This is a genomic window from Slackia faecicanis (assembly GCF_003725295.1).
Lineage (GTDB): Bacteria > Actinomycetota > Coriobacteriia > Coriobacteriales > Eggerthellaceae > Slackia > Slackia faecicanis.
The window spans coordinates 102,763-123,178 of the sequence record NZ_QICB01000005.1; the positions used below are offsets into that span (position 1 = coordinate 102,763).

A 20,416-nucleotide genomic window follows, 5' to 3' on the forward strand; every position below is an offset into this window, starting at 1 on the left:
CCGCGGCACAGGGCGCGCAAGGCGAGCCGGAGCGCGGCGGCGTAGAGCGGTGCACGAAGCCCGCCGGGCGTTGCGCCGCGCGATTCGCGCCGTCGAAGACGCGGCGGCCCAAACGGCGCGGGGAGCCGGCGGCAAGGCCCCGCACATGTCGAAACGGGCATCGGCCCCGATGGGGGCCGCAAGTTCCGCCGTCCGCCGCAGCGCGCAGGCAAGAACCCATGGACGAACCTGCGCGCGTCGGATACGATAGCGCCATGAGCGAACTCAGGACGACATCCCCTGTTTCCAGCCGTTTTCGCCATCGCGCGGGCCGTGCGGCCCTGCCGCCGTGGTCGTATAAAGCCATGCTCGTGCTTGCCGCCGCCATCTGGGGCCTCGGCACCGTGGTAGTCAAAGACACCGTGGACGCGCTGCCGCCGTTCTGGCTCGTAGGCATCAGGTTCTTCTTCTCGGGGATCATCCTGCTCATAGTCTGCTTCAACGTCATACGCGCGCACATCGACCGCGAAAGCCTGGTCGCAGGCTCGTTCCTCGGCATCTTCCTCGTGGCGTCCTACGCCTGCAACACCGCGGGCCTCACCGACACCACCGCCGCGAAAAGCTCGTTTCTCACCAGCATCTACTGCGCCTTCGTGCCGTTTTTCGCCTGGGCCGTCTCGCGCATCAGGCCCACGCGCTACAACATAGCCGCCGTGGTGCTGTGCGTGGCGGGCGTCGGGTTCGTCTCGTTTTCGGACGGATTCGAAACCATGTCGCTCGGGTTCGGAGAAATCATCACCATCGTGTCGGCCGCGTTTCTGGCCCTGCATATCGCGTTCACCGCGAAGCTTTCCGACGGGCGCGACGCCCTGACGCTCACGGTGGTCCAGTTCATAGTTTCCGGCGTGCTCGGATGCGCGGCGGGCTTGTTCATCGAAGGAATGCCCGACTGGAGCGTGCTCGGCGAGCCGGGCGTGTTCGCCAACGTGGCCTACATCGTGGTGTTCGCGTCGTGCATCGCGCTGTCGCTGCAAAACGTCGGCGTGGCGCACGTGGCCCCCGCCCCTGCGGCGCTGTTCCTGGCCACCGAAAGCGTGTTCGGCGTGGTCTTCTCGGTGATATTTCTGGGCGAAACCGTCACGGCCCTGATGGCGGTCGGATTCGTGCTTATCGGCGCGGGCATCGTGGTCAGCGAAGCCCTGCCCCTTAAAAAGCAGCGCCTCGATGCGAACCAAGTGGCCGAAGAGGAGATGCGCGCCTCCGAGGAAGGCTAGGCGAAAGCTAACGGACCAGGCGAACGCGGTCGATCGAAATGCCGGCGTAATCGAGCGGAAGGCCGATCGGCGCCCACGGCTTCTTGATCGTCAGCTCCACGCGTTCGAGCATGGGAAAAGCCCCGAACAACTCGTCGACGATGCCCTGGGCAAGACGCTCGAGCAGCTTATGCGTGGTGCCGCGCGTGTACGCGTCGATCAGATGGCACGCCGCGCCGTAGTCGATCGAATCCTCGAGCGCATCGCTTCTCCCCGCTGCACGCAGGTCGGCATGCAGCACGGCCGATATGACGAAGCGCTGGCCGAGCGCGTTTTCTTCGGGGAAAACGCCATGGTTCGCATGGACCTGCAGATTCTCGATGACGACCTTATCCATGGCATTCCCCTTTCCCGCGCCCGCGGAAACGCAAGCGCACAGGGGCGACGCCGCAGGGCGCGCCCCGTTCCTTATGCGAAAACGCCGCCGACACGATCGCCGGCGGCGCATGCGGGCGAGCGCGATTACACGCCCACGCCCGCGTTCTTTTTCTCGTCAGACCACGAGCACCCTTCGCGCGCCGGGCATTCGTAGCAGGCGCGCGACGCCTTGTCGGCCTCGCACAGCAGCGCACCCAGTACGGAGGCGTCGGGCGACGGGCGACGATGCTCGCGCACGGCGCGCACGATCGCCTCCTGCTCATCAGGCGAGAAATCGCCCGTACCTGACAGAATGGCACGCGCTATTTCGGCGCCCGCCACGTCGTGCGGCGCGCCCGTTTCATACTGCTCGCCCTTGCCAACATCGTGCAGAAGGGCCGCGGCATACACGAGTTCGCGAGAAAAGCCCAAGCCGCGCTCGAGATTTAGGATATAAGCAATGCGCGCCGCATCGAGCAGATGCCCCATACCGTGGCGGCAGAATTCGCGATCGGCCTCCAGCTCGGCAAGACGGGCCAGCCGCCTGCGGTATTCAGGATGCAGGCGAATGCGCTCGACGGCGGGCATTGCGGGAAAACCCATGGCCGGCTCCTTTCAAACGGCGCGCGCAAACGGGGCGAGCGAGGGCTAACGAACCATGCGGAAGAAATCGTCGACCAGGCGCTCGTCCTGGGCGAACAGGCCGCGCTTGGCCAGCGTGACCGTCTGGCTGCCGGGCTTGCGCACGCCGCGCATGGACATGCACATGTGCTCGGCCTGCACCATGACGATCGCGCCCTTGGCATGCAGATCGTCCATGAGCGCATCGGCCACCTGGGCCGTCAGGCGTTCCTGCAGCTGCAGCCTGCGCGCGAACACTTCGACGGTACGGGCGAGCTTGGAAAGGCCCGTCACCTCGCCGTCGGGAATATAGGCCACATGCGCCGTGCCGAAAAACGGCAGCAGATGATGCTCGCACAGCGAATAGAAACGAATATCGCGCTCGACGACCATCTCGCTGCCGTCGACATGAAACGTCGTGCTCAGATGTTCGGCGGCGTTCTCGTCATAACCGCCGCACACTTCTTCGTACATGCGAGCCACACGCGCGGGCGTCTCGACCAGACCTTCGCGCGAAGGGTCTTCGCCGATAGCCTCGAGCAGCATGGCAACGGCCTGCTGCGCTTTCTGGTGATCGACCATTGAAACCGTACCTCGTCTTATCTTGCGGGCCGCAGTGCGGCCGGAAATAGTTAAGGGGTTCATTATAGGCCACCTGCACCGATGCGGCAGGCCAATATGGGACGCTTCGCCCGGCCGCCACAGTTGCGCCGCGCAAGGCGGGCCGCGTTCGGGACAAAAAAGAAAGAGCCGCGTCAGCAGGCGCGACTCTCAGGGAGAATGCCCTGAGAGCTCGTCAACAGCAAGAGAGAGGAGAAGCCGCTCGCGATCTTCTTCAAGGCGATTGCGCCACTGTACTACTATTGCACGCTAAAGTGAAGGGGTGCGAAGGACGAGCGCGGACGTTTTTCGGGGCGCGCGGCGGCAAGCCCTCGCAGCCCTTATACTGACGGCATACACGACCGACCATCTCCGCCGAAGCCGAAGGAGACGGAACCTATGACATACCGCAATTTCAGCAAAGATTTCATCGAGCAGTTCGAAGCCGACCGCGCCGAGGGGCGCGCCAACCCCTATCGCACCGACGACGCCGACGCGGTCAGGCGCAACCCCGCGCGCGACATGGCCCCGCGCCTGCACAGGCCGCCATTCGTGCGCGATATCGACAAGATCTTGAACGTGGCGCCCTACAACCGCTACGCCGGCAAAACCCAGGTGTTCAGCTTCGTGCGCAACGACGATATCAGCCGGCGCGGCCTGCACGTGCAGCTCGTGGCGCGCACGGCGCGCACGATCGCGCGCATGCTCGGGCTCAACGAAGACCTGACCGAGGCCATCGCGCTCGGCCATGACCTGGGGCACACGCCCTTCGGTCACGCGGGAGAGCGCATCCTGAACGAGCTGTATCGCGCCGACACGGGGCGCTTTTTCAACCACAACGTGCATTCCGTGCGCGTGCTCGACACGCTGTACGCGCGCAACGTCACGCTGCAGACGCTCGACGGCATTCTGTGCCACAACGGCGAAAGCAGCCAGCAAGAATTCCTGCGCGGAGAAACGCACGATTTCGAAACCTTCGACGCGCTCGTGGAGACCTGCTACGCCGACCAAAACGCAATCGCCACGCTGCGCCCCTCCACGCTGGAAGGCTGCGTGGTGCGCATTTCCGATATGATCGCATACGTGGGCAAAGACCGCCAAGACGCCATGGGGGTGGGCGCGCTCGCCGACGACGGGGTGTTTTCCAACGGGTCGCTCGGCACGCAGAACGCCGAGATTATCAACAATCTGACGGTCGACATCGTCGAGCACAGCTACATGCGCGACCGCATCGCCATGAGCGAAGAGGCCTTCCGCAGCCTGAAAACCGCGAAGGCCGAAAACTACGAGCGCATCTACCTTGCCGACGAACAGGGCGATATCTACGCGGAGCAGATCGAACCCATGTTCGCCGAGCTCTACGAGACGATCCTCGCCGACCTGGCGGCAGGCGACGAAAGCGCTCCCGTCTACAAGCACTTCATCGAGAAAATCGAAGGCCAGAGGCGCCTCTACGACGAAGCCGCCCCTTATCGCGCCGAAGAGCCGCACCGCATCGCGGTCGATTACCTGGCAAGCATGACCGACGAATACTTCCTGGCGGCGCACCGCTTCATGTGCCCGCGCAGCACGCACGGCGTGGAATTCCGCGATTACTTCCACGACATGCGCCGCGGAGCCGACGCCTAGCGAGCAGCGGGCGCCTCCTTGGCCATATCGCGCTTGGCGAGCACCGTGAACGTGACGATGGAAAGCACGATGGTGAGCGCCAGGCCGACCCAGGGCGTATGCAGATACCCTGTCAGCAGGTACGCGATCAGGCCCGCCACGAACACGATGGTCGCGTACGGCGTCTGCGTGGACACGTGGTCGAGCAAGTCGCACTTCGCGCTCGTCGACGACAGGATGGTGGTATCGGATATCGGGGAGATGTGGTCGCCGTACACCGAGCCGCCGAGCGTCGCGCCCACGGCCACCAAGAACAGCGGGTCAGACGGGGAGAAAACGCCCGACACGATAGGCAGGACCAACGCGATGGTGCCCCAGCTCGTGCCCATCGAGAAGCCGATGAACGACGACACGGCGAAGATGATCGCAGGCAGCAGTTCCATGCCCACGCCCAGGCCGTTGAGCACCGCGCTCACGAAGGGCCCGGTGCCGATCATATAGCGGCACACGCCGCCCAGCGACCAGGCTAAAACCAAGATCATGATGGCCGAAACCATGGATTTCAGGCCCTCAGACATGCCGTCCATATAGCCCGAAAGCGTGGTCAGGCCGCGCGGCAGATACATGGCGGCAGCCACGACCAACGCCACGGCTGCGCCGATGCACAGGCCCGCGATCGGGTCGGCGCCCACGGCGGCGGCGAAATCGACGCCTTGGAAAAAGCCGCCCACGTACAGCATGCCCACGACGGAGAACACGATCAGCGTGGCGATGGGGATGACCAGATCGAGCACGGTTCCCTTGTCGGACACGCGCATGCCGTCGAATTCGACCTGTTCAGGAGCGGCATCCGACGCATTGCCGCCGTCGTCCGAAGGCGCTCCGAGCGGCTTGACGTTGCGTGCGCGGCGCTCGGCCAAAAGCATGGGGCCGAAATCCATATTGGACGCGCAGACGTAGAACACGAACACGATCGTGGCCAGCGCGTAGAAATTGTACGGGATCGATTCGACAAAGGTGCTGAATCCGTTTTCGCCCAGGTAGCCGCCCACAGCCACCGCCCAGCTCGACACCGGGGCGATGATGCACACGGGCGCGGCCGACGAGTCGATGATCCACGCCAGCTTCTCATGGCTCACGCGGAACCGGTCGGTCACGGGGCGCATCACGGCGCCTACCGTCATGCAGTTGAAATAGTCGTCGATGAACACCATCACGCCGAGCAGCGCGGTGAGCATCTTGGCCAGGCGCGCATTTTTCACATGGGCGGTCACCCATTCGCCGTACGCGCGCGATCCGCCCGCAAGGGCCACCAGCACCACGAGGGCGCCGAGCAGCGCCAAAAACAGCAACAACGACGAATTCGCTGAAATCTGCGCCGCCATCATCTGCGGCACCATCGTGAACGCCTGGATCAGCTGGTCGATGCCAGGACCCGTTCCGACGAACGTATAGATAACCATGCCGACGAAAATGCCGATCGTCAGCGAGGAGTACACTTCTTTCGTGATCAGCGCGAGCGCGAGCGCCAGAAGAGGCGGCACGATAGACCATGCGCCTGCATCGATCAACCCGAATGCTTCCATCGGTTTCCCCTCGTTGTGTTTACTCACGAATTTGCAAGTATACCCCCGAGGGGCGAAACCTCAAAAACAAGCAGCATGCGTCCACAAAAACAGGAGCGGTCTTGCAAACGGCGTATGAAGCTTCACGAACGGCCGGCAACGACCAAAAAGCCGCGCTTCCACGATAAGAGCAGAGGCCCTTAAGGCTGGCGGCACGAGAATCAACACCAACGCCGGCAACCGTCGGGCGCTGCATGCAGCGACAAAGACAAGCATGCGCAGCCTCATTAGCGGCGCCGAGCGCCAAGCCGCCACCATTCCGTACGCCGATGCCAGAACCTCGCTTGCAACACCACAAGAGATCAAATACCCACACCATAGGTCATATGCATCATATAAAAACCGAACCGCACAACGAAAAGACCCGCAAAAAACAAGACGCAACAAGCACCGAGCTTCGATGCGCTCGGCAGCTTGCCTCCGCGCATCCCGGCAGCAACAAATAGCACGGCGGCAATTCCCGCCATGCCGTATAGAACCACCATCGCGGGGTACCACGGCACCAAGCTCGCCGCGGTCCCATATCCGTTCCAAATATTGAAAAGATCGATGCTTTGCGCCGCCAGGACCGACAGGTTCGCGACCAAAGCAGCAAACGAAACAGCCAGCAACACCTTGCTCGCAAGCCTATGCAAACAGACAGCGCGAGCGACACGCAGCGAAGCCATACCGAGCAGCGGCCCTCCCGCAAACGCCGAAAGCCACACATTCGCGGGAACGAACGGGGTGCTCCACGTAACTATAGTAGGGGCGTCATAGGCACGGGCAATAGCCCCCACGCACACCGCTCCAGTCACGATAACGAAAACACACCAGGCCTTTTGGGCGGTCACATACTGCTTCTCGGTAAAGCAAAATAGCCAGTACAATCCGCACGAGGCCAAAAAAAGCACGGCCGCAAACACTTCGTTCGACAATGGAGACCGCCCCACCCCGAGAAACACATACAACGCGTTCGCGGGACTCCCGAGATGCGTAGCAGACGCCACCAATCCCACCATAGTAATGACCAGAGGAATGCACAAGCCACGGTTGATGCGAATCCTTTCGGCGGCGCCGAGGGGAGAGAACACTAAAACTCCCGCCATTATCGCGCAGGCCACAATGCCCGAAGGGGCCAACGTAGTAAACAAAACAAGCGTTATCTCCCCTAACGCCGTTTCGAATCCAAGCGGCATACCCACCTCCCGTCTTCATGCCGTCAACGCTGAATCGCACGTCGAAAACGAAGCTTTAGCATATAAAAAGAACGCGCCAGAGCGCGCTCTTAAAATAACACTAGCGATAAAAACGCGGCTCGACAGGATGCAGGTCCATAGCCTCCCCCAGGCCCTCAAGCGTCAACTTGGCCAATCCCGCAATCCCGCGATAGAACGGATGACAGGAAGCCTTCTCGAGCTGGTCAAGCATATGGGAAGACCAAGGCAAAAGATGTTCTTGAAGAAACTCGCCCATCAGCTCAGGCCTGTTACCAGCAAGCCACGCAGCCAAAAGCAACATGAGTCCGATATGGTCTTCGGGGGTCTTCTCGTCACCCAAACGAGCAATGCCCGAAGAACGCATCCACGAGCGCAAGGCGAGCGTCGCCTCCCCAAATACCACGCACTCTCGATCGGTGTAGACCGAACCCCACGGCGGCGCGGGCATGGGGCCGGGCCCCACAAACAAGCGGCGATACTCCCATACAAGGGCGTCTTCCACACCCCGCGCCGATCCTTCACGCATAAGCGACAAGCAATCACGCGCCTTGTCGCGGCTCACAAACGGCCACTCTCTCGCAACAACGACCTCATCAATGCCCGCATAGGCAGCAAAGGCGACATCCATTCCATCGGCGCTCGGATCGGTCACAAAAAACGGGCCCAAAGCCCCACATGCAATTGCGGCTTCGCCATATCTATCGAACATAAGCGTCCTTTCCCTGAAGCAGACGGCGCGCTACGCAAGACGCAAAAACCGCCTGCGCAAGCTCGCGAAAAGAAATGCAAGAAACCGGGGCGCAACGTCGTCGCATCGAAATCAAGCAGGGCGCGCGGCCATAAGCCGCTCGCCCTGCCAGCCTATTTCGGCTCTTACAAACCTATGGACATCTGCATAGCGTAAAAAGCGAAACGCACCAAAAACGTACCGACAAGCGCAACAGCCGAGCCGACGGCGGCCGGAGCCAAAGTCCTCTTACCAAAGCAGACCACACCCAAGCACGCAACAGCGACGACCCCGCAAAGACCCGCGCCACACAGATACGGCACGACAGGCTCAGCCAACGTGGCACCCGCAACGGCGGGGCTCCACAGCTCTCCCAACATGTCAACATGACCGACGAGAGCAACGGCAGCTGCGACAAAACCCGAAAAGCCGAGAATGAACGCGAGGGATTTCACCATATGCGCAGCACGGCCATCGATGGCGCCGGCCAACGCAAGAACGAAAAGGCCGATAAGCGTACCGCCGAAAAGAGCCATGCCCAACATCTCAAGAGGGACGAGAGGGGAATTCCACGAAGGAATAGTGGGCATCATATAGGCCAAACCTGTAAACACCACGAAAATCAAAGCGAGCACCGCAACGACCAAAGAAAAAGGCTTGCGAACCGACAGAGAGAGCTTGCCGAACATTCCGAGAAGAACATAGACAGCCATGGCCACAAAGAACACCATGCCAACCGCAATTTCATTGGAAAGAGGAGAGTGCCCGATGCCCATGAAAACACTCGGAGCATGAAGGGGCGAAGCGAGGTGGAAGAAAGAGGCGACAAAGCCGGCTGCCACTGCTCCAGCAGGAATCAGCGACAAACGGTCGATAGCCTTAAGCTGCCCGGCCTCCAACTTGAGGGAACAAACAGCAATGGCCAGCACGACGAAAGCGCCTGCGCCCAACGGTGCCAGCGTCGTGAAGATCGCCAAAGGCAGTTCATTCAAAGCGGTTTCCATATTAGAGCACCTCCAAGGGATTCACGATTTTACCCGCACGGCTATCGGAAGGCTGGGCATCAGCACACGCCTTTACAAACAAATTCGGATAAGTAAGCGACGCATCGGGCAAAGGCGCAATGCTCGCGCGCTCCCCGAGCTTGCCCATCTCCTCAACGGGACCAAACGCCAGAGCACGCGCAGGGCACGCCTCCACGCAAACGGGAGACTCTCCCGCAGAAAGGCGTTCGGCACATCCATCGCACTTAACCGAATGGCCCTTCTCACGATCGACCTTCGGCGAGTTATACGGACACGCCATGTGGCAATATCCGCAGCCGATGCACTTCCCCTCGTCCACGCTCACAAGACCGCTCTGGTCGTCCTTATGCATTGCGCCCGTAGGGCAGACTTGCATGCATGCGGGGCTATCGCAATGATTGCAAGAAATGGAAACCGGGTAGCTGAAGCATGTGGTCCTGATGCATCCATCGGCATCGCGAACAGTTTCGCCGCCGGCGCATTCGTAGACCTTGCGATACGCCGAATCGGCATCGAGATCTTTGTAGTCCTTGCAAGCGAACTCGCAGGTCTTACAGCCAGTGCAGCGCGTCGCGTCGAAATGAAACGCATACTGAGTCATATCTCATTCCTCTCTTCGTCACACGGCCCGCTTATGCGGAAACCTTCTCGACCTGACAAATATTGGTGTGCTGCGGGTTGCCCTTAGACAGAGGAGACGGACGCTGGGTGGTCAGCGTGTTTATGCTGCCTCCCCTATCAACCCGTTCGGGATCGCTGTACATATCGGCCATATGCCAGGCTCCCTGAGACACCGCCACGGTTCCAGGAACAACGCGCGACGTAACTTTCGCCAAAAGCTCGATGATGCCGAACTGGTTTTTAACGCGAATCGTATCGCCCTGCTCAATGCCGCGCTCCTGCGCATCCAGGGGATTGATCCAAGCCTCCTGAGGGTTGACTTCCTTGAGGTCCTCGATGAAGCCCCAAGAAGAGTGAATACGACCGCGGTAGTGGAAGCCCGTCAAAACCAGAGGGAACTCATCGGTAGTCGACTCAACGCCGTACCATTCGGGGATATACACGGGAAGAGGAGGAAGGGTGCTCATCCCCTTCAAAGTATCGCCATCCTGAAGCTCCCAGCCCTCGGTAAACTGCAGCAGCTTTTCCGAAAAGATTTCGATTTTTCCCGAAGGAGTATCGAGGGCGTTGGCAACGGGGTCGGCACGAAACTTCTCCATCGAAATGAAAGGTGCCTTTTTCTCGACATAAACACCTTGCTCAACGGCTTCTTCCCAGGTCGGGAGAGCGGGATTCTTCTCGCGAGTGCCTTCGTAAATTTCGCGAATCCACTCTTCCTCGGTTTTGCCCTCGGTGAATTCTTCTTTCACGCCCAGCTTCTCGGCCATCATAGAGGCCATCTCGTAAGCGGTCTTGCGCTCGAACTTCGGAGACGTGCACGGCTGACCGGTAATCATGTAGCCGTGGTCTGAACCGGTCGCGATCTGCGAAACCTGCTCGAAACGGAACAAGTCAGGCAAGATGATGTCGCAATACTTCAGCGAGTCGCACATCACGGTATCAATGCCCAGAATAAACTCGCACTTGCTCTCATCGGCCAGAATATCGTGGGCCTTGTTAATATCGGAATGCTGATTGGTCAAGCAATTGCCTGCATAATTGATCATGTACTTAATGCCGACTTCAAGCTTATCTCCCCCCTTAACGCCGGCGTTTTTCGCCGTCATTTCGGGGCCATGGTCGATAGCGTCGGTAAACAAGAAGCACGGAATGCTCTTCTTCACGGGGTTCTCGCCCGCAGACAGCTTGCCCAGAGAACACGATTGGATGGCCTCGCGTGTGCCGTTGCTGGTTCCAGGAAGGCCGATTTGGCCGACGAGGCACGGCAATGCCATGATGGCCCAGGCAGTCCATTCGCCGTTGGAACGACGTTGAGGACCCCATCCCTGATTGACATACAGAGGCTTAGTGGTGCCGATTTCGCGAGCGATCTTCTCGATAGTCTCTGCGGGAATGCCCGTGATTTTCGACGCCCACGAAGGGGTCTTTTCAACCATGTCATAACCGAGGCCCATGATGTAGTCGTAGTAAGACATATTCATGCCTTTGTACGCCTCCGGCATGGTCTCTTCGTCATAGCCCACGCAATAGGTATGCAGGAAGTCGAGATCGACCATGTCATTCTCGATAAGGTAGTGCGCAACGCCGGCAACAAACGCAGCATCGGTGCCGGGATTGATCGGCAACCACGTCTCAGAATGCCCCATGACCGAATCGTTCATGCGGGGGTCGATGATATAGATTTTCGCATTGGTTTTTTCGCGCAAGCGAACCCAGTCGTAATGCGTGGTCAAACCACCCTGACGGGTCTCCGTGGGACTCGAACCGAAAATCAAGATAAGTTCGGCATCTTCTGCAGCACTGAGCGTAGAACCGCCCGCCTGCTTATTGCCATACATATACGGAGTGATGCAAGAAATTTGAGCCGTAGAGTAGCTATTGTAGAAATTCAAATAGCCGCCCACAAGATTGAGCATTCGGTTAAACGGACGAGAAGTAGAGGCCGAGACGCCCGTAGCATACGGAACGAAAACCGCCTCGTTTCCGTACGTGTCAATGACCTCCTTCAGCTTCGATGCGGCCGTGTCGATCGCCTCATCCCAACTAATGCGCTCGAATTTTCCTTCGCCGCGCTTGCCGACGCGCTTCATGGGATAGCTCAGGCGATCGGGGTGAGCAAGCCAACGACGATAAGTGCGGCCGCGCAGACATGCGCGCGGCTGAAGGTCATCGAAACCGGCGTCTTTGCTCGTAAAGGTATCGACCCAAACGACCTCGTCATCCTTCACGTGAAAACGGAGAGAACAACGCCCAGGACAATTGATGGCACAATGGCCCCAGGTCGTCGTCTCCTGCCCGTCGGCGAAAGCGACAGGCGCAGTGCCGAACATGGCATCGGCGCTTGCAGCGCCGCCGGCGGCCGCAGCCAGAGCGCCAAGAGCGCCTGTCGTCTTCAGAAACGAACGACGACTCACGGCATGCGTGTTCGTGGACATGTTTCCCCCTTTTTTTGAAATACCCATACATAGACCGTCGCGATCGATTCGCAATAGCAACGGTCGAGAAGACCCCCGAAGTATGCGCCCGAAAGGTGCCATGCCGTGTCACATACAACGTGTCATTTAACGTTTTGCATTCGAGAAATGTCACATATTTCAGTAAAACGAGCATATTGAAGCGCGCCGCACGATAGACTTGCCAAAATTGCAAAAGCGACGAGGGGGGTCCATGGGGAATGCAAAAAAATACGCACAATACACGCCCAACACACGTAGCCTTGGATATGCGCTTTTTCTAGCCGTAAACGCGACGGCCGTATGGGGCGGCGTTTTCCCATTCCTCCCCATGGCAATTCAAACAAGCTCGTTCACCGCAGCATTTTTCCTTGCGCAATCACTTGTTTTCGCATCAAGCTATTTCGCAAGCACCCTAGGCGTGTGCTTTTTCCCCGGACCAGCGCGCAGATTTCTCGTCTGGGCAGCAGGGCTTCCCTATCTTTTGGGATGGTGCGCACTCATCGCGGCCGTATATCTACAAGCAAGCGCACTGAAGCTCGCAATCGCGGGAGGGGCTCTTATAGGTTTTGGATCGGCAGGTTTCTATATGGCATGGCAACGCCTCTTCGCCTCGCAAAAGCCAGCCGTCGGCAATAGGGATCTCATTCTGGGAACCGTATTCGCTCCGATAATTTATTTCGCCCTTTATCTCATTCCCCCAGCGGTGACGGTCTTTCTCATCCCGTCGGTTTTCATGCCGCTATTCGCCCTCTCCATCCTGATAGCAAGTCGCAACACCGACCTGTCACAGCCCATGTTCGAAAATCTTCCAAGACAGCATGCGGGCTCGTATCTGCAGACCTTGAAGGATTATTGGAGAAGCGCCTTTTGCATAGGTGCATTTGCGCTTTCGTGCGGCGTCATTCGAGCGATCGCCATCGAAAGCCCCGAGGTTGGAGCGACCGTCAATATGCTGTCCATGGCAAGCATGCTTATTGTAGGAGTCGCCTTCACAGCAACATGGCAGAAAAAATCGCTGCAACTTAATATTTCATCGGCTTTTCGCGTCGTATTCCCATTCGTCATAAGCGCTTTCGTCCTCCTACCGATCCTCGGAAAAAACTATATCGCCCCATTCGCGGGAGTCCTTTACGCCCTCTACGATTGCGCAGTCGTCCTTATGATGATCCAATGCGCTCAAGCATCGCGCGAGCGCAGCGTTAATCCTGTTTTCATCTACGGCTTCTTCGGCGGCATCGTCTACATGCTCCACGACGCCGGATATATCATGGGCATTTTCGTCGGAGACCTGAACGCCTTCGGATCGCAATCACTCACACCGATTGCGCTCTTATCGATATATCTATTAGCTTTGGTGTATTTCGTCGGACAAGGAGGATTCAAGCAGGCGCTGTCGCCCAATAGAGCTCGCGCCGAGCGTATCGAACTGATTCCCACAGCCGCTGCCCCCGCAAAACGCAACAGGCCGAGCGCCAGCGCGGAAACGGAAAGCACCGGGGAGAGGCCGTTAGTCGATCGCATCTCCAAGCAATGCATCCTGGTAAAGAAACATTACAAGCTCTCCGACCGCGAAGCGGAAGTGATGGAGCTGATAGCGCGCGGGAGCACGGTTGCGCGCATTGCCGAAACCCTTACGGTTTCGGAAAACACCATCAGAACGCACAGTAAACGCATCTATGCGAAACTTGACATCCATCGCAAACAAGAACTCGTCGACCTGGTCAACTCGTTCGACCCCCGTGCCTTAAGGTAGGACGTCGCAAAGCCGCTCGCGGCAGCCCGCCTCGCTGTATGTAAAAAGGAAGGCCGCCGAAGCGCAAACGCTCCAGCGGCCTAAAGTACTTAATATGAAGACCGTCGCCTCGGTCGGAGGCCCGACCCGATGCGCTATTCAGCCATGGCGGCCTTGAAGTCCTTGATCTTCTGACGGGCGTTCTCGCAGCCGGTGCCGAGCATCTGAACCGCCAGAACCGCGGCGTTTTTCGCGCCGTTGATCGCCACGCAGGCCACAGGCACGCCGGAGGGCATCTGCACCATGGAAAGCAGCGAATCCAAACCGCCCAGGTCGCTCGTCTTCATGGGGACCGTAATCACAGGCAGCGGGGTGTAAGCGGCCACGACGCCGCCCAGATGCGCTGCCTTGCCGGCGGCGGCCACGATGACGCGAATGCCGCGCTCCTCGGCCGACTCGGCCCACTCGTGCACCTCGAGCGGCTTACGATGGGCGGACGCCACCTTCACCTCGTAGGGAACGCCGAACTCGTCAAGCTGCTTCATGCAGGGCTCCATAGCGGGCATGTCGCTTTCGCTGCCCATGATGATGCCGATGACAGGCTTCTTGTGATCGCAAGACATGAGGTATCTCCTATCGCATGGTATTCGGCGGTTCAGCGCCGTTTCATTCCGTAGGCAGTATAGCGCCTACCTCGCGCCGCCGCCTCCGCCGCCGAAGCCGCCTCCGGAAAATCCTCCGCCGCCGGAGAAGCCGCCGCCGAAGCCGTCGCCGCTCGAAAAGCCGCCCGAAGCCGCGCTCATGGCCGCCTTCGCCATGTCCACCGTGTTCGACTGCATGGCCGTGAAGACATCGAGCGGGCTGTTCATCGCGGAAGCGCCCATGCCCGTTCCGTAATAATGGGGCATCATCCAGTAGTACACCGGCATGAAATCGGGGTCTTCGACGATTTGGGGCATGCGCATACGCAGCGCCTTGATCGCCTCGTCGGCGACGCCCAGAACATAGGCGTACACCATCATTTCGCCCCACACCTTCACGTCGGTGGGAAGACGCTCGTCAAGCGCGCTGAAATCTTTCAGCCAGCGGCGCAGCGCCTCGCATTTGGCGTGCAGCTCGACGGCGTGCTTGCTCCTGCGCGTCATCACCGCGCCCACGATGAACAGCACCGCGATGGTCGGCGCGGCCGCGATCAGCGGGATGAAATTGTCGAAGAACACCAAGCCGCAGATGCCGGCGATGACGCCCAGGCCGCCCAGGGCGAACATGATTCCCTGGTAGCGCGCGCCCTTCGCCTCGAAGAAATCCTGCTTGTTGGTTTCGGCCGTCACGACGCCCTGCCACCCGTTGAGCTCGTTCATGAACGCCTCGGGATGCTCGGAACCGTACTGGGTGACGGTTCCGAACCATAGCGAATCGGCGCCGCCCGCGATCGTGTCGAACAGGAGCCTCATGGCGCGGGCGTCGATCGGGCTGCCGGCCACCTTGTCCTCCCAGCCCGAGAGGCGCGTGATGTAGTAATCGTTGACGGTCTCTTCGTGCGAGCCCTTGGGGCGCCGGTAGCTGCCGGCGTCGAGGCGGACAGCCCCGATGCTGGACAGATGCATCAGCGTTGCCTGAAGGTCGTTTTTACTCTGCGAATTCCAACGCCAGAGACGGCCGATCACGGCAGGATGGACGCCCTTTTCGGGCACGTCGCGCCAATACCGCTCGTCGAACTCGGGCTTATGCTCCTTGCCGTGACGGAAAAACATCACGAGCGCCCACACGATCACGACGACCGAAATAATCAGGCACCCCACGATCAGAGCCAACGAGCGGATGCGCTCGGCATTGGCCCGGTTCGCCAGGCGGTCTTCGTCCTGAAGCACGGAATTCAAGCGCTCTCCCGTATGCACCGCGGGAGACGACGGCGAAACGTCGGTCATCCATGCGCGGGGAAACACCGCGCGCACCTCGGCATAACCGCCGGCCTTCACCGAAGGCACCGTCATGGAAATGACGCCCGTCCCGCCGAAAGAAAGCGTGCCGTCGAGCGGGCCGTGGCCCCATGCGCGCAAGGCGTTGTCGGTGCGGGCGTCGACGCCTTCGGGCACTGGAACGCTCACCGACGCCACCACGTGATCGCTGTCCACGCTCCACCCGTGGCCGACGTACTGCCAGTACAGCTCGGCCACGTCGTCATAGACCTGCACGAAGTCGGATATGGAATACGTCAGAGACACGTCGATCCGCGCATCCGCCATGGGCGCGAACACGTAAACCGTCTTGCGATCCGCGTCGACCGAGAACGCAGGCTCGGCGGGGCCGCCCGATTCGCGCCACGCGCGCTGGAATTCCACTTCGGGCAGCGCGACCGCCTCGCCGCCTTCGGCGGTCATAGACACCGAGGAAACCGCGAGCTTGCACTCGCTCGAAGGCATGGAGTCGAAACTCCACCACACCGCCGAAAACGTTCCGTCGAAATCGAACGTGCGCGTTTCGGCGACGGAAAGCGTGCCGTCGGCGGCGGCCGTCGCGTCTATTTCGACGCTCGGGCAGGTGTAGCTTTTCGCATAGGCCGAGCAGGGAGTTATGCACGCCACGGCAAAAACCGCGACGACCATTGCAATGACAAGAATGAGCACGCGAGAAGAAAACGCGCCCGAAAGGGCGCGCACAGACCGTTCCGTTGATGCGGGATTATCGCAAATCCGCAGGTCATTGCCGCGAACGGTGGCAGACGAAACGCGAGCGGACGCATGCTGTATCGAAAAATCGGAAGCAGACCGGAACAGACGTTGTGAATTTGTCGTAGTCGAGACCATCGACACTCCTTGCTTTTATGCAGCCGTAACGCTATTATGCAGCCTACACCTTTACGGAGAGCTGACCGAGAGGCCGAAGGTGCTCGCCTGCTAAGTGAGTATACCCCAAAAGGGTATCTGGGGTTCGAATCCCCAGCTCTCCGCCAGAAGGAATGCCACAGGCTCGGATTCGTCCGAGCCTGTTTTCGTATATGCGCGCTTCCGCGAACCGTCTGCGCCGGAAGATCGAGCGGCGCCCTCCGGCAAGTAAAACGCAATGGCTCAGAGAACATGCCCCGATATACAGGACGACCCCGTGAAAACGGGGCCGCCTGGCAAGGACCGGAGTGGGAATATCGAAAGGAACGCCTGCATATTGGCTGAAAGCCATGCTGTCGCTTCGCGCGGGGCCGCAGGCGAAAGCCACACGCGTTAAAGCCTCGCGCCGTTACGCTTCTTCAGCGGGAGGCGTCTTGAACCACACATAAATCCGGTTCGCCTTGATTTCTCCATTGGCGCCTCCCTCGTTAGGCATGAACGCCTTGACGAGGTACTTGGTATCAGGACGAAGGCCCGTCAGCACGGAGTCTTTACGAGGAAGCCTGTCGGGAGGGCGAACCGCCGTGCCTTCCAGGGCGTACAGGCATTTGTCCGTAATGTCTTTACCGTCGACGTCGAAGGCTCGCATTTTCACGTAGTCAGGGCCCACCTCGTATGCCTCGGCGCTTGCGGCGCCATATATCGTCGTGAACGACGCTTCGGCGGTATCGCTGGGGAACACTTCGATGAGGCTTCCATCCTCGTCATGCAAGTCGCTCGAATATTGCCCGCGAGCATACACCGTGTACTCGACGCCGGGAGTCAATCCGTACATGCTCATCGTGTCGCCGGGATACATCGCCTGGTCGCGCTGCCACAGCCCGTCGCTGGTGCGGAATTCGCATTTCGCGGTAATGTTGACGCCATCGGCATTGAACGCCCGAAGGTCGACCTGGTTCTGATGAACCCGCACGACTTCGACCCTCTCGGGCTTTTCGGCTCGCGTTACCTGCGTTCCTTCTCGCGGGGGATCGGTGCGAAACGACGTCGAAACGACAACGTCTCCCGCAGGTTCGCCGCCGACCGCACGCGCGCGCACATTCACCGTGTACTCGGTGTCGGGCATCAAGCCACGAAGATGCTCCACCTCATGCCACTCCCGATGGTCGACGCTGTATTCGCATCGCCGCGAGATATCGGTGCCTTCGGCATCAAGAACTCGGACCGTGACGATGGTGGGCGAAGAATGCAGGACGTGCACCGACTCGGGAACAGCGGGATCGTCGGACTCAAGGGTGCGGAAGGTGACCTGCACCGGCTCGCTGACCTCGAGGCCGTTGCCCCATACCCTGCGAACGTCGATCGTGTATTCTGTGCCCGCTGCGAGATTCTTCAGCTCGCACGAATCCTGCCAGTGCATATCAACGAGGAATTGGCACGTCGACGTGACGTCTTTGCCCTTCGCGTTGAATGCGCGCAGCTTCGCGCTGTTCTTCGTGATGTCATAGGCCTCGACCTTGGTAGGAGCGACCGCGCCGGTCTCTTCGGCCCTCGTGCGAATCGTCCTGCTGACAGGGTCGCTCGCCGCAGTATTGCCGGAAGCGGCGACGCGCGCCTGGGCCTCGTACATCGTGTTCTCCTCGAGTCCCGTGAACGTCGGAGAGGACTGCCATTCGCCGCCGATGTTGAACTCGCATTTATCGGTGATATCGACATGGCCGGGAGCGCTGGCCGAAAGCGTGACGAAATCAGTGCCGATATCCTTGACCCGGATCTTCTCCGGCGCTTCGGCCTTTTGCGTCTGCTGCGGCCCCTGCTGCTGGCCCTGGCCCTCTTCGGCGGCCGTGCGGAACGAGACGGTCACGGCATCGCCTGCAGCGACATCGTCTGCGGCGGCCACACGCACTTCGGCCTCGTAACCAGTATCGGCGGACAGGCCCGAGAACACGCCCGACGCCTGCCAAGCGCCGCCCAGAGCGAACTCGCACTTCGCGGTGATGTCGGCCCCTTCGCCGTCGAACGCGCGGATCGATGCGCCGTCCTGCGTGATGTCGTAGGCCTCGGCCTTCGCGGGCGCTGCGGCCTTCTGCTCGGCATCGGGCGTCCACTCGGACGTGGCCACGGCGACCTTCGAGAACATGGCCCGCGTCGCCGCGCCCTTCGGATCGAGCGACACGGTGCCGTCGCCGTTCACATGGCCGCCCATCACGCCCTGGTTGGAAAGCCACAGCATGTACGGCAGCGCCCATTCGGACACTTCGTCGATACCCTGCGTGGCCTGCGCTCCGCCGGGCCAATCGAGGCCTTCGACATCGACCGTCGCGCCGCGGAACTTCGCCATGTAGGACGCGACCACCTTCGCCATCTCTTCGCGGGTGATGCCGTCGTCGGGACGGACCGTGGAGGTTCCGCTGCCGTCGCCGGTGAACACACCGTTTTCATACGCCCAGTTCATGGCGTGGGTGTACCACATGCCCGCAGGATTGTCGGACCACGGGGTCTTGTTCTCCTGCGCCATCTGCCCCTCGGCGAGCGCGGCGCCCTCGACGCGGCAAAGCATCTCGGCCACCTGGGCGCGGGTCACGCCCTGGTCGGGGCGGAACGTGCCGTCGGGGTATCCGCGCACGATGCCCGCATCGATCGCCGCCTGGATATGCGGCGCATACCACGCGCCTGGAGGCGCGTCGTCATCGGAAAAGCCCGCCGCCGCGAAACCGACGGAAGGCATGGCCAGGGCGCCTGCCAAAACGGCGGCTCCGCAAGCACGGCCAAGGCCCGCTTTGAACATCTTGCTCTCTTTCATCGCACTCTCATCCTTTCTGCGAAACTCGAGGCGCTTCGTGCGCCTCACCTTGCGATGTCCGCATTATGGAACTCAGCAATACCCCATTTCTGAATATTCCACCGCTATTAAGCGGTGAATTTGTCAGCACAAGGACGCTTCCTATGCGAAAATCACACGCGCCCGCACGAGGGGAAAACACCGCGGAAAGCCCGCCGAATTCACAAGAAAAATCGGTGTTTGCCTGCGTAAACGCCGAATAGAGAGCACTGTTCCCTTTTGCGTGGGCACATCATCGTGCCCGACAAAAAAGAAGGCGGCCCTTACGGACCGCCTTCGCAACACGCTCGATACGAGCGAAAAGTCGATTCTTCTAGAACTTGACGTCGGGAGCGACGCGCGCGTCGAACGAAGCGTCGAAGCTTTCGCGCTCTTTGAAGCCGAACAATCCCGCGAACAGCGCGGCGGGAAACGTCTGGATGGCCGTGTTGTATTTCATGACCGTATCGTTGTAGCTCTGGCGCATATAGCTGATCTTGTCCTCCGTCGAAGACAGCTCGGCCTGAAGCTGCTGGAAATTAGCGTTGGCCTTCAGGTCGGGATACGCCTCGGACACGGCGAACAGGCCCCTCAGCGAACCCATGAGCGCATCGTCGGCGGCCATCTTGTCATGGGCGTTGGACGCGTTCGCCACTGCGGTGCGGGCGGCCGTCACGCCTTCGAGCGTCGCGGATTCGTGCGCCGCATAGCCCTTCACCGTTTCCACCAGGTTCGGAATCAGATCGAGGCGGCGCTGCATCTGCACGTCGATCTGCGACCAGGCGTTATCGACCCTGTTGCGCTGCTTCACCAGGTTGTTGTACATCACGACCGCCGCGACGACCAGCGCCGCGAGCACAATGGCGATCACCAAAAAGACCATGGGTCCCTCTTTCTTTGACATCTG

General features: G+C 60.2%; 17 protein-coding genes and 1 tRNA gene. 5 read left to right on the forward strand and 13 right to left on the reverse strand.

Translation table 11 applies throughout. From position 1 onward, the window contains the following. The first annotated feature begins 218 nt into the window (after positions 1-218). Positions 219-1,253 (forward strand): DMT family transporter, encoded by a 1,035-nt coding sequence (locus tag DMP07_RS07130; RefSeq protein ID WP_244594914.1) that lies wholly within the window; start codon positions 219-221, stop codon positions 1,251-1,253. Between the two features lie 7 nt (positions 1,254-1,260). Here the strand turns inward: DMP07_RS07130 and folB are convergent, their stop codons facing one another. From folB to folE, 3 genes are all read right to left on the reverse strand, one after another. Beyond that, positions 1,261-1,629: a dihydroneopterin aldolase gene (folB, locus tag DMP07_RS07135; protein ID WP_123198456.1), complete on the reverse strand. Its 369-nt coding sequence runs from the start codon at positions 1,627-1,629 to the stop codon at positions 1,261-1,263. Between the two features lie 125 nt (positions 1,630-1,754). Then, positions 1,755-2,252, reverse strand: coding sequence for an HD domain-containing protein (locus DMP07_RS07140; RefSeq protein WP_244594915.1), 498 nt, complete (start codon positions 2,250-2,252; stop codon positions 1,755-1,757). Between the two features lie 45 nt (positions 2,253-2,297). Beyond that, positions 2,298-2,852: a GTP cyclohydrolase I FolE gene (gene folE / locus DMP07_RS07145; RefSeq protein ID WP_123198457.1), complete on the reverse strand. Its 555-nt coding sequence runs from the start codon at positions 2,850-2,852 to the stop codon at positions 2,298-2,300. A gap of 417 nt (positions 2,853-3,269) precedes the next feature. Here folE and DMP07_RS07150 point away from each other — a divergent pair, with 417 nt between their 5' ends. After that, positions 3,270-4,499 carry a deoxyguanosinetriphosphate triphosphohydrolase family protein gene (locus DMP07_RS07150; protein ID WP_123198458.1) on the forward strand — a complete coding sequence of 410 codons (1,230 nt, stop codon included), beginning with the start codon at positions 3,270-3,272 and terminating at the stop codon, positions 4,497-4,499. On the opposite strand, the gene DMP07_RS07155 is transcribed toward DMP07_RS07150, so the two are convergent. The 6 genes from DMP07_RS07155 to DMP07_RS07180 all read right to left on the reverse strand — a co-directional run bounded on the left by DMP07_RS07155 (position 4,496) and on the right by DMP07_RS07180 (position 12,110). After that, entirely contained in the window at positions 4,496-6,064 is a 1,569-nt protein-coding gene (locus DMP07_RS07155) for a Na+/H+ antiporter NhaC family protein (RefSeq protein WP_123198459.1), read from the reverse strand. The two genes, DMP07_RS07150 and DMP07_RS07155, sit on opposite strands and share 4 nt — an antisense overlap. A 341-nt stretch (positions 6,065-6,405) precedes the next feature. Further along, positions 6,406-7,281, reverse strand: coding sequence for a dimethyl sulfoxide reductase anchor subunit family protein (locus DMP07_RS07160; protein ID WP_123198460.1), 876 nt, complete (start codon positions 7,279-7,281; stop codon positions 6,406-6,408). A 100-nt stretch (positions 7,282-7,381) separates the two neighbouring features. After that, the gene (dmsD, locus tag DMP07_RS07165) at positions 7,382-8,011 is read right to left on the reverse strand and encodes a Tat proofreading chaperone DmsD (RefSeq protein WP_123198461.1); all 630 of its coding nucleotides are present in this window, start codon (positions 8,009-8,011) and stop codon (positions 7,382-7,384) included. Positions 8,012-8,175: 164 nt separating this feature from the next. Then, on the reverse strand, positions 8,176-9,033 hold the full coding sequence (locus tag DMP07_RS07170) for a dimethyl sulfoxide reductase anchor subunit family protein (RefSeq protein ID WP_123198462.1): 858 nt from the start codon (positions 9,031-9,033) through the stop codon (positions 8,176-8,178). A gap of 1 nt (position 9,034) precedes the next feature. Next, positions 9,035-9,655 (reverse strand): 4Fe-4S dicluster domain-containing protein, encoded by a 621-nt coding sequence (locus DMP07_RS07175; RefSeq protein WP_123198463.1) that lies wholly within the window; start codon positions 9,653-9,655, stop codon positions 9,035-9,037. A 31-nt stretch (positions 9,656-9,686) separates the two neighbouring features. After that, a complete protein-coding gene (locus DMP07_RS07180) occupies positions 9,687-12,110 on the reverse strand; it encodes a DMSO/selenate family reductase complex A subunit (RefSeq protein ID WP_123198464.1) in 2,424 nt (807 codons plus the stop codon). 349 nt (positions 12,111-12,459) lie between these two features. On the opposite strand from DMP07_RS07180, the gene DMP07_RS07185 reads away from it, so the two are divergent. Beyond that, positions 12,460-13,884, forward strand: coding sequence for a response regulator transcription factor (locus DMP07_RS07185; RefSeq protein ID WP_244594917.1), 1,425 nt, complete (start codon positions 12,460-12,462; stop codon positions 13,882-13,884). Positions 13,885-14,018: 134 nt separating this feature from the next. On the opposite strand, the gene purE is transcribed toward DMP07_RS07185, so the two are convergent. Further along, entirely contained in the window at positions 14,019-14,486 is a 468-nt protein-coding gene (gene purE / locus DMP07_RS07190) for a 5-(carboxyamino)imidazole ribonucleotide mutase (RefSeq protein ID WP_123198466.1), read from the reverse strand. Between the two features lie 66 nt (positions 14,487-14,552). Next, positions 14,553-16,448, reverse strand: a complete 1,896-nt coding sequence (locus DMP07_RS07195) for a DUF2207 domain-containing protein (RefSeq protein ID WP_244594918.1) — start codon at positions 16,446-16,448, stop codon at positions 14,553-14,555. Positions 16,449-16,725: 277 nt separating this feature from the next. Here DMP07_RS07195 and DMP07_RS08730 point away from each other — a divergent pair. Beyond that, positions 16,726-16,816: transfer RNA gene (locus tag DMP07_RS08730), tRNA-Ser, on the forward strand. A 281-nt stretch (positions 16,817-17,097) separates the two neighbouring features. On the opposite strand, the gene DMP07_RS07200 is transcribed toward DMP07_RS08730, so the two are convergent. Continuing rightward, positions 17,098-19,491, reverse strand: coding sequence for an S-layer homology domain-containing protein (locus DMP07_RS07200; protein WP_123198468.1), 2,394 nt, complete (start codon positions 19,489-19,491; stop codon positions 17,098-17,100). 65 nt (positions 19,492-19,556) lie between these two features. Between DMP07_RS07200 and DMP07_RS08935 the strand changes: the two genes are divergently transcribed. Further along, a complete protein-coding gene (locus tag DMP07_RS08935) occupies positions 19,557-19,733 on the forward strand; it encodes a hypothetical protein (RefSeq protein ID WP_211324538.1) in 177 nt (58 codons plus the stop codon). A gap of 110 nt (positions 19,734-19,843) precedes the next feature. Here DMP07_RS08935 and DMP07_RS07205 read toward each other — a convergent pair whose 3' ends face one another. Next, positions 19,844-20,392: a LemA family protein gene (locus DMP07_RS07205; protein ID WP_123198469.1), complete on the reverse strand. Its 549-nt coding sequence runs from the start codon at positions 20,390-20,392 to the stop codon at positions 19,844-19,846. Positions 20,393-20,416: the final 24 nt, after the last annotated feature.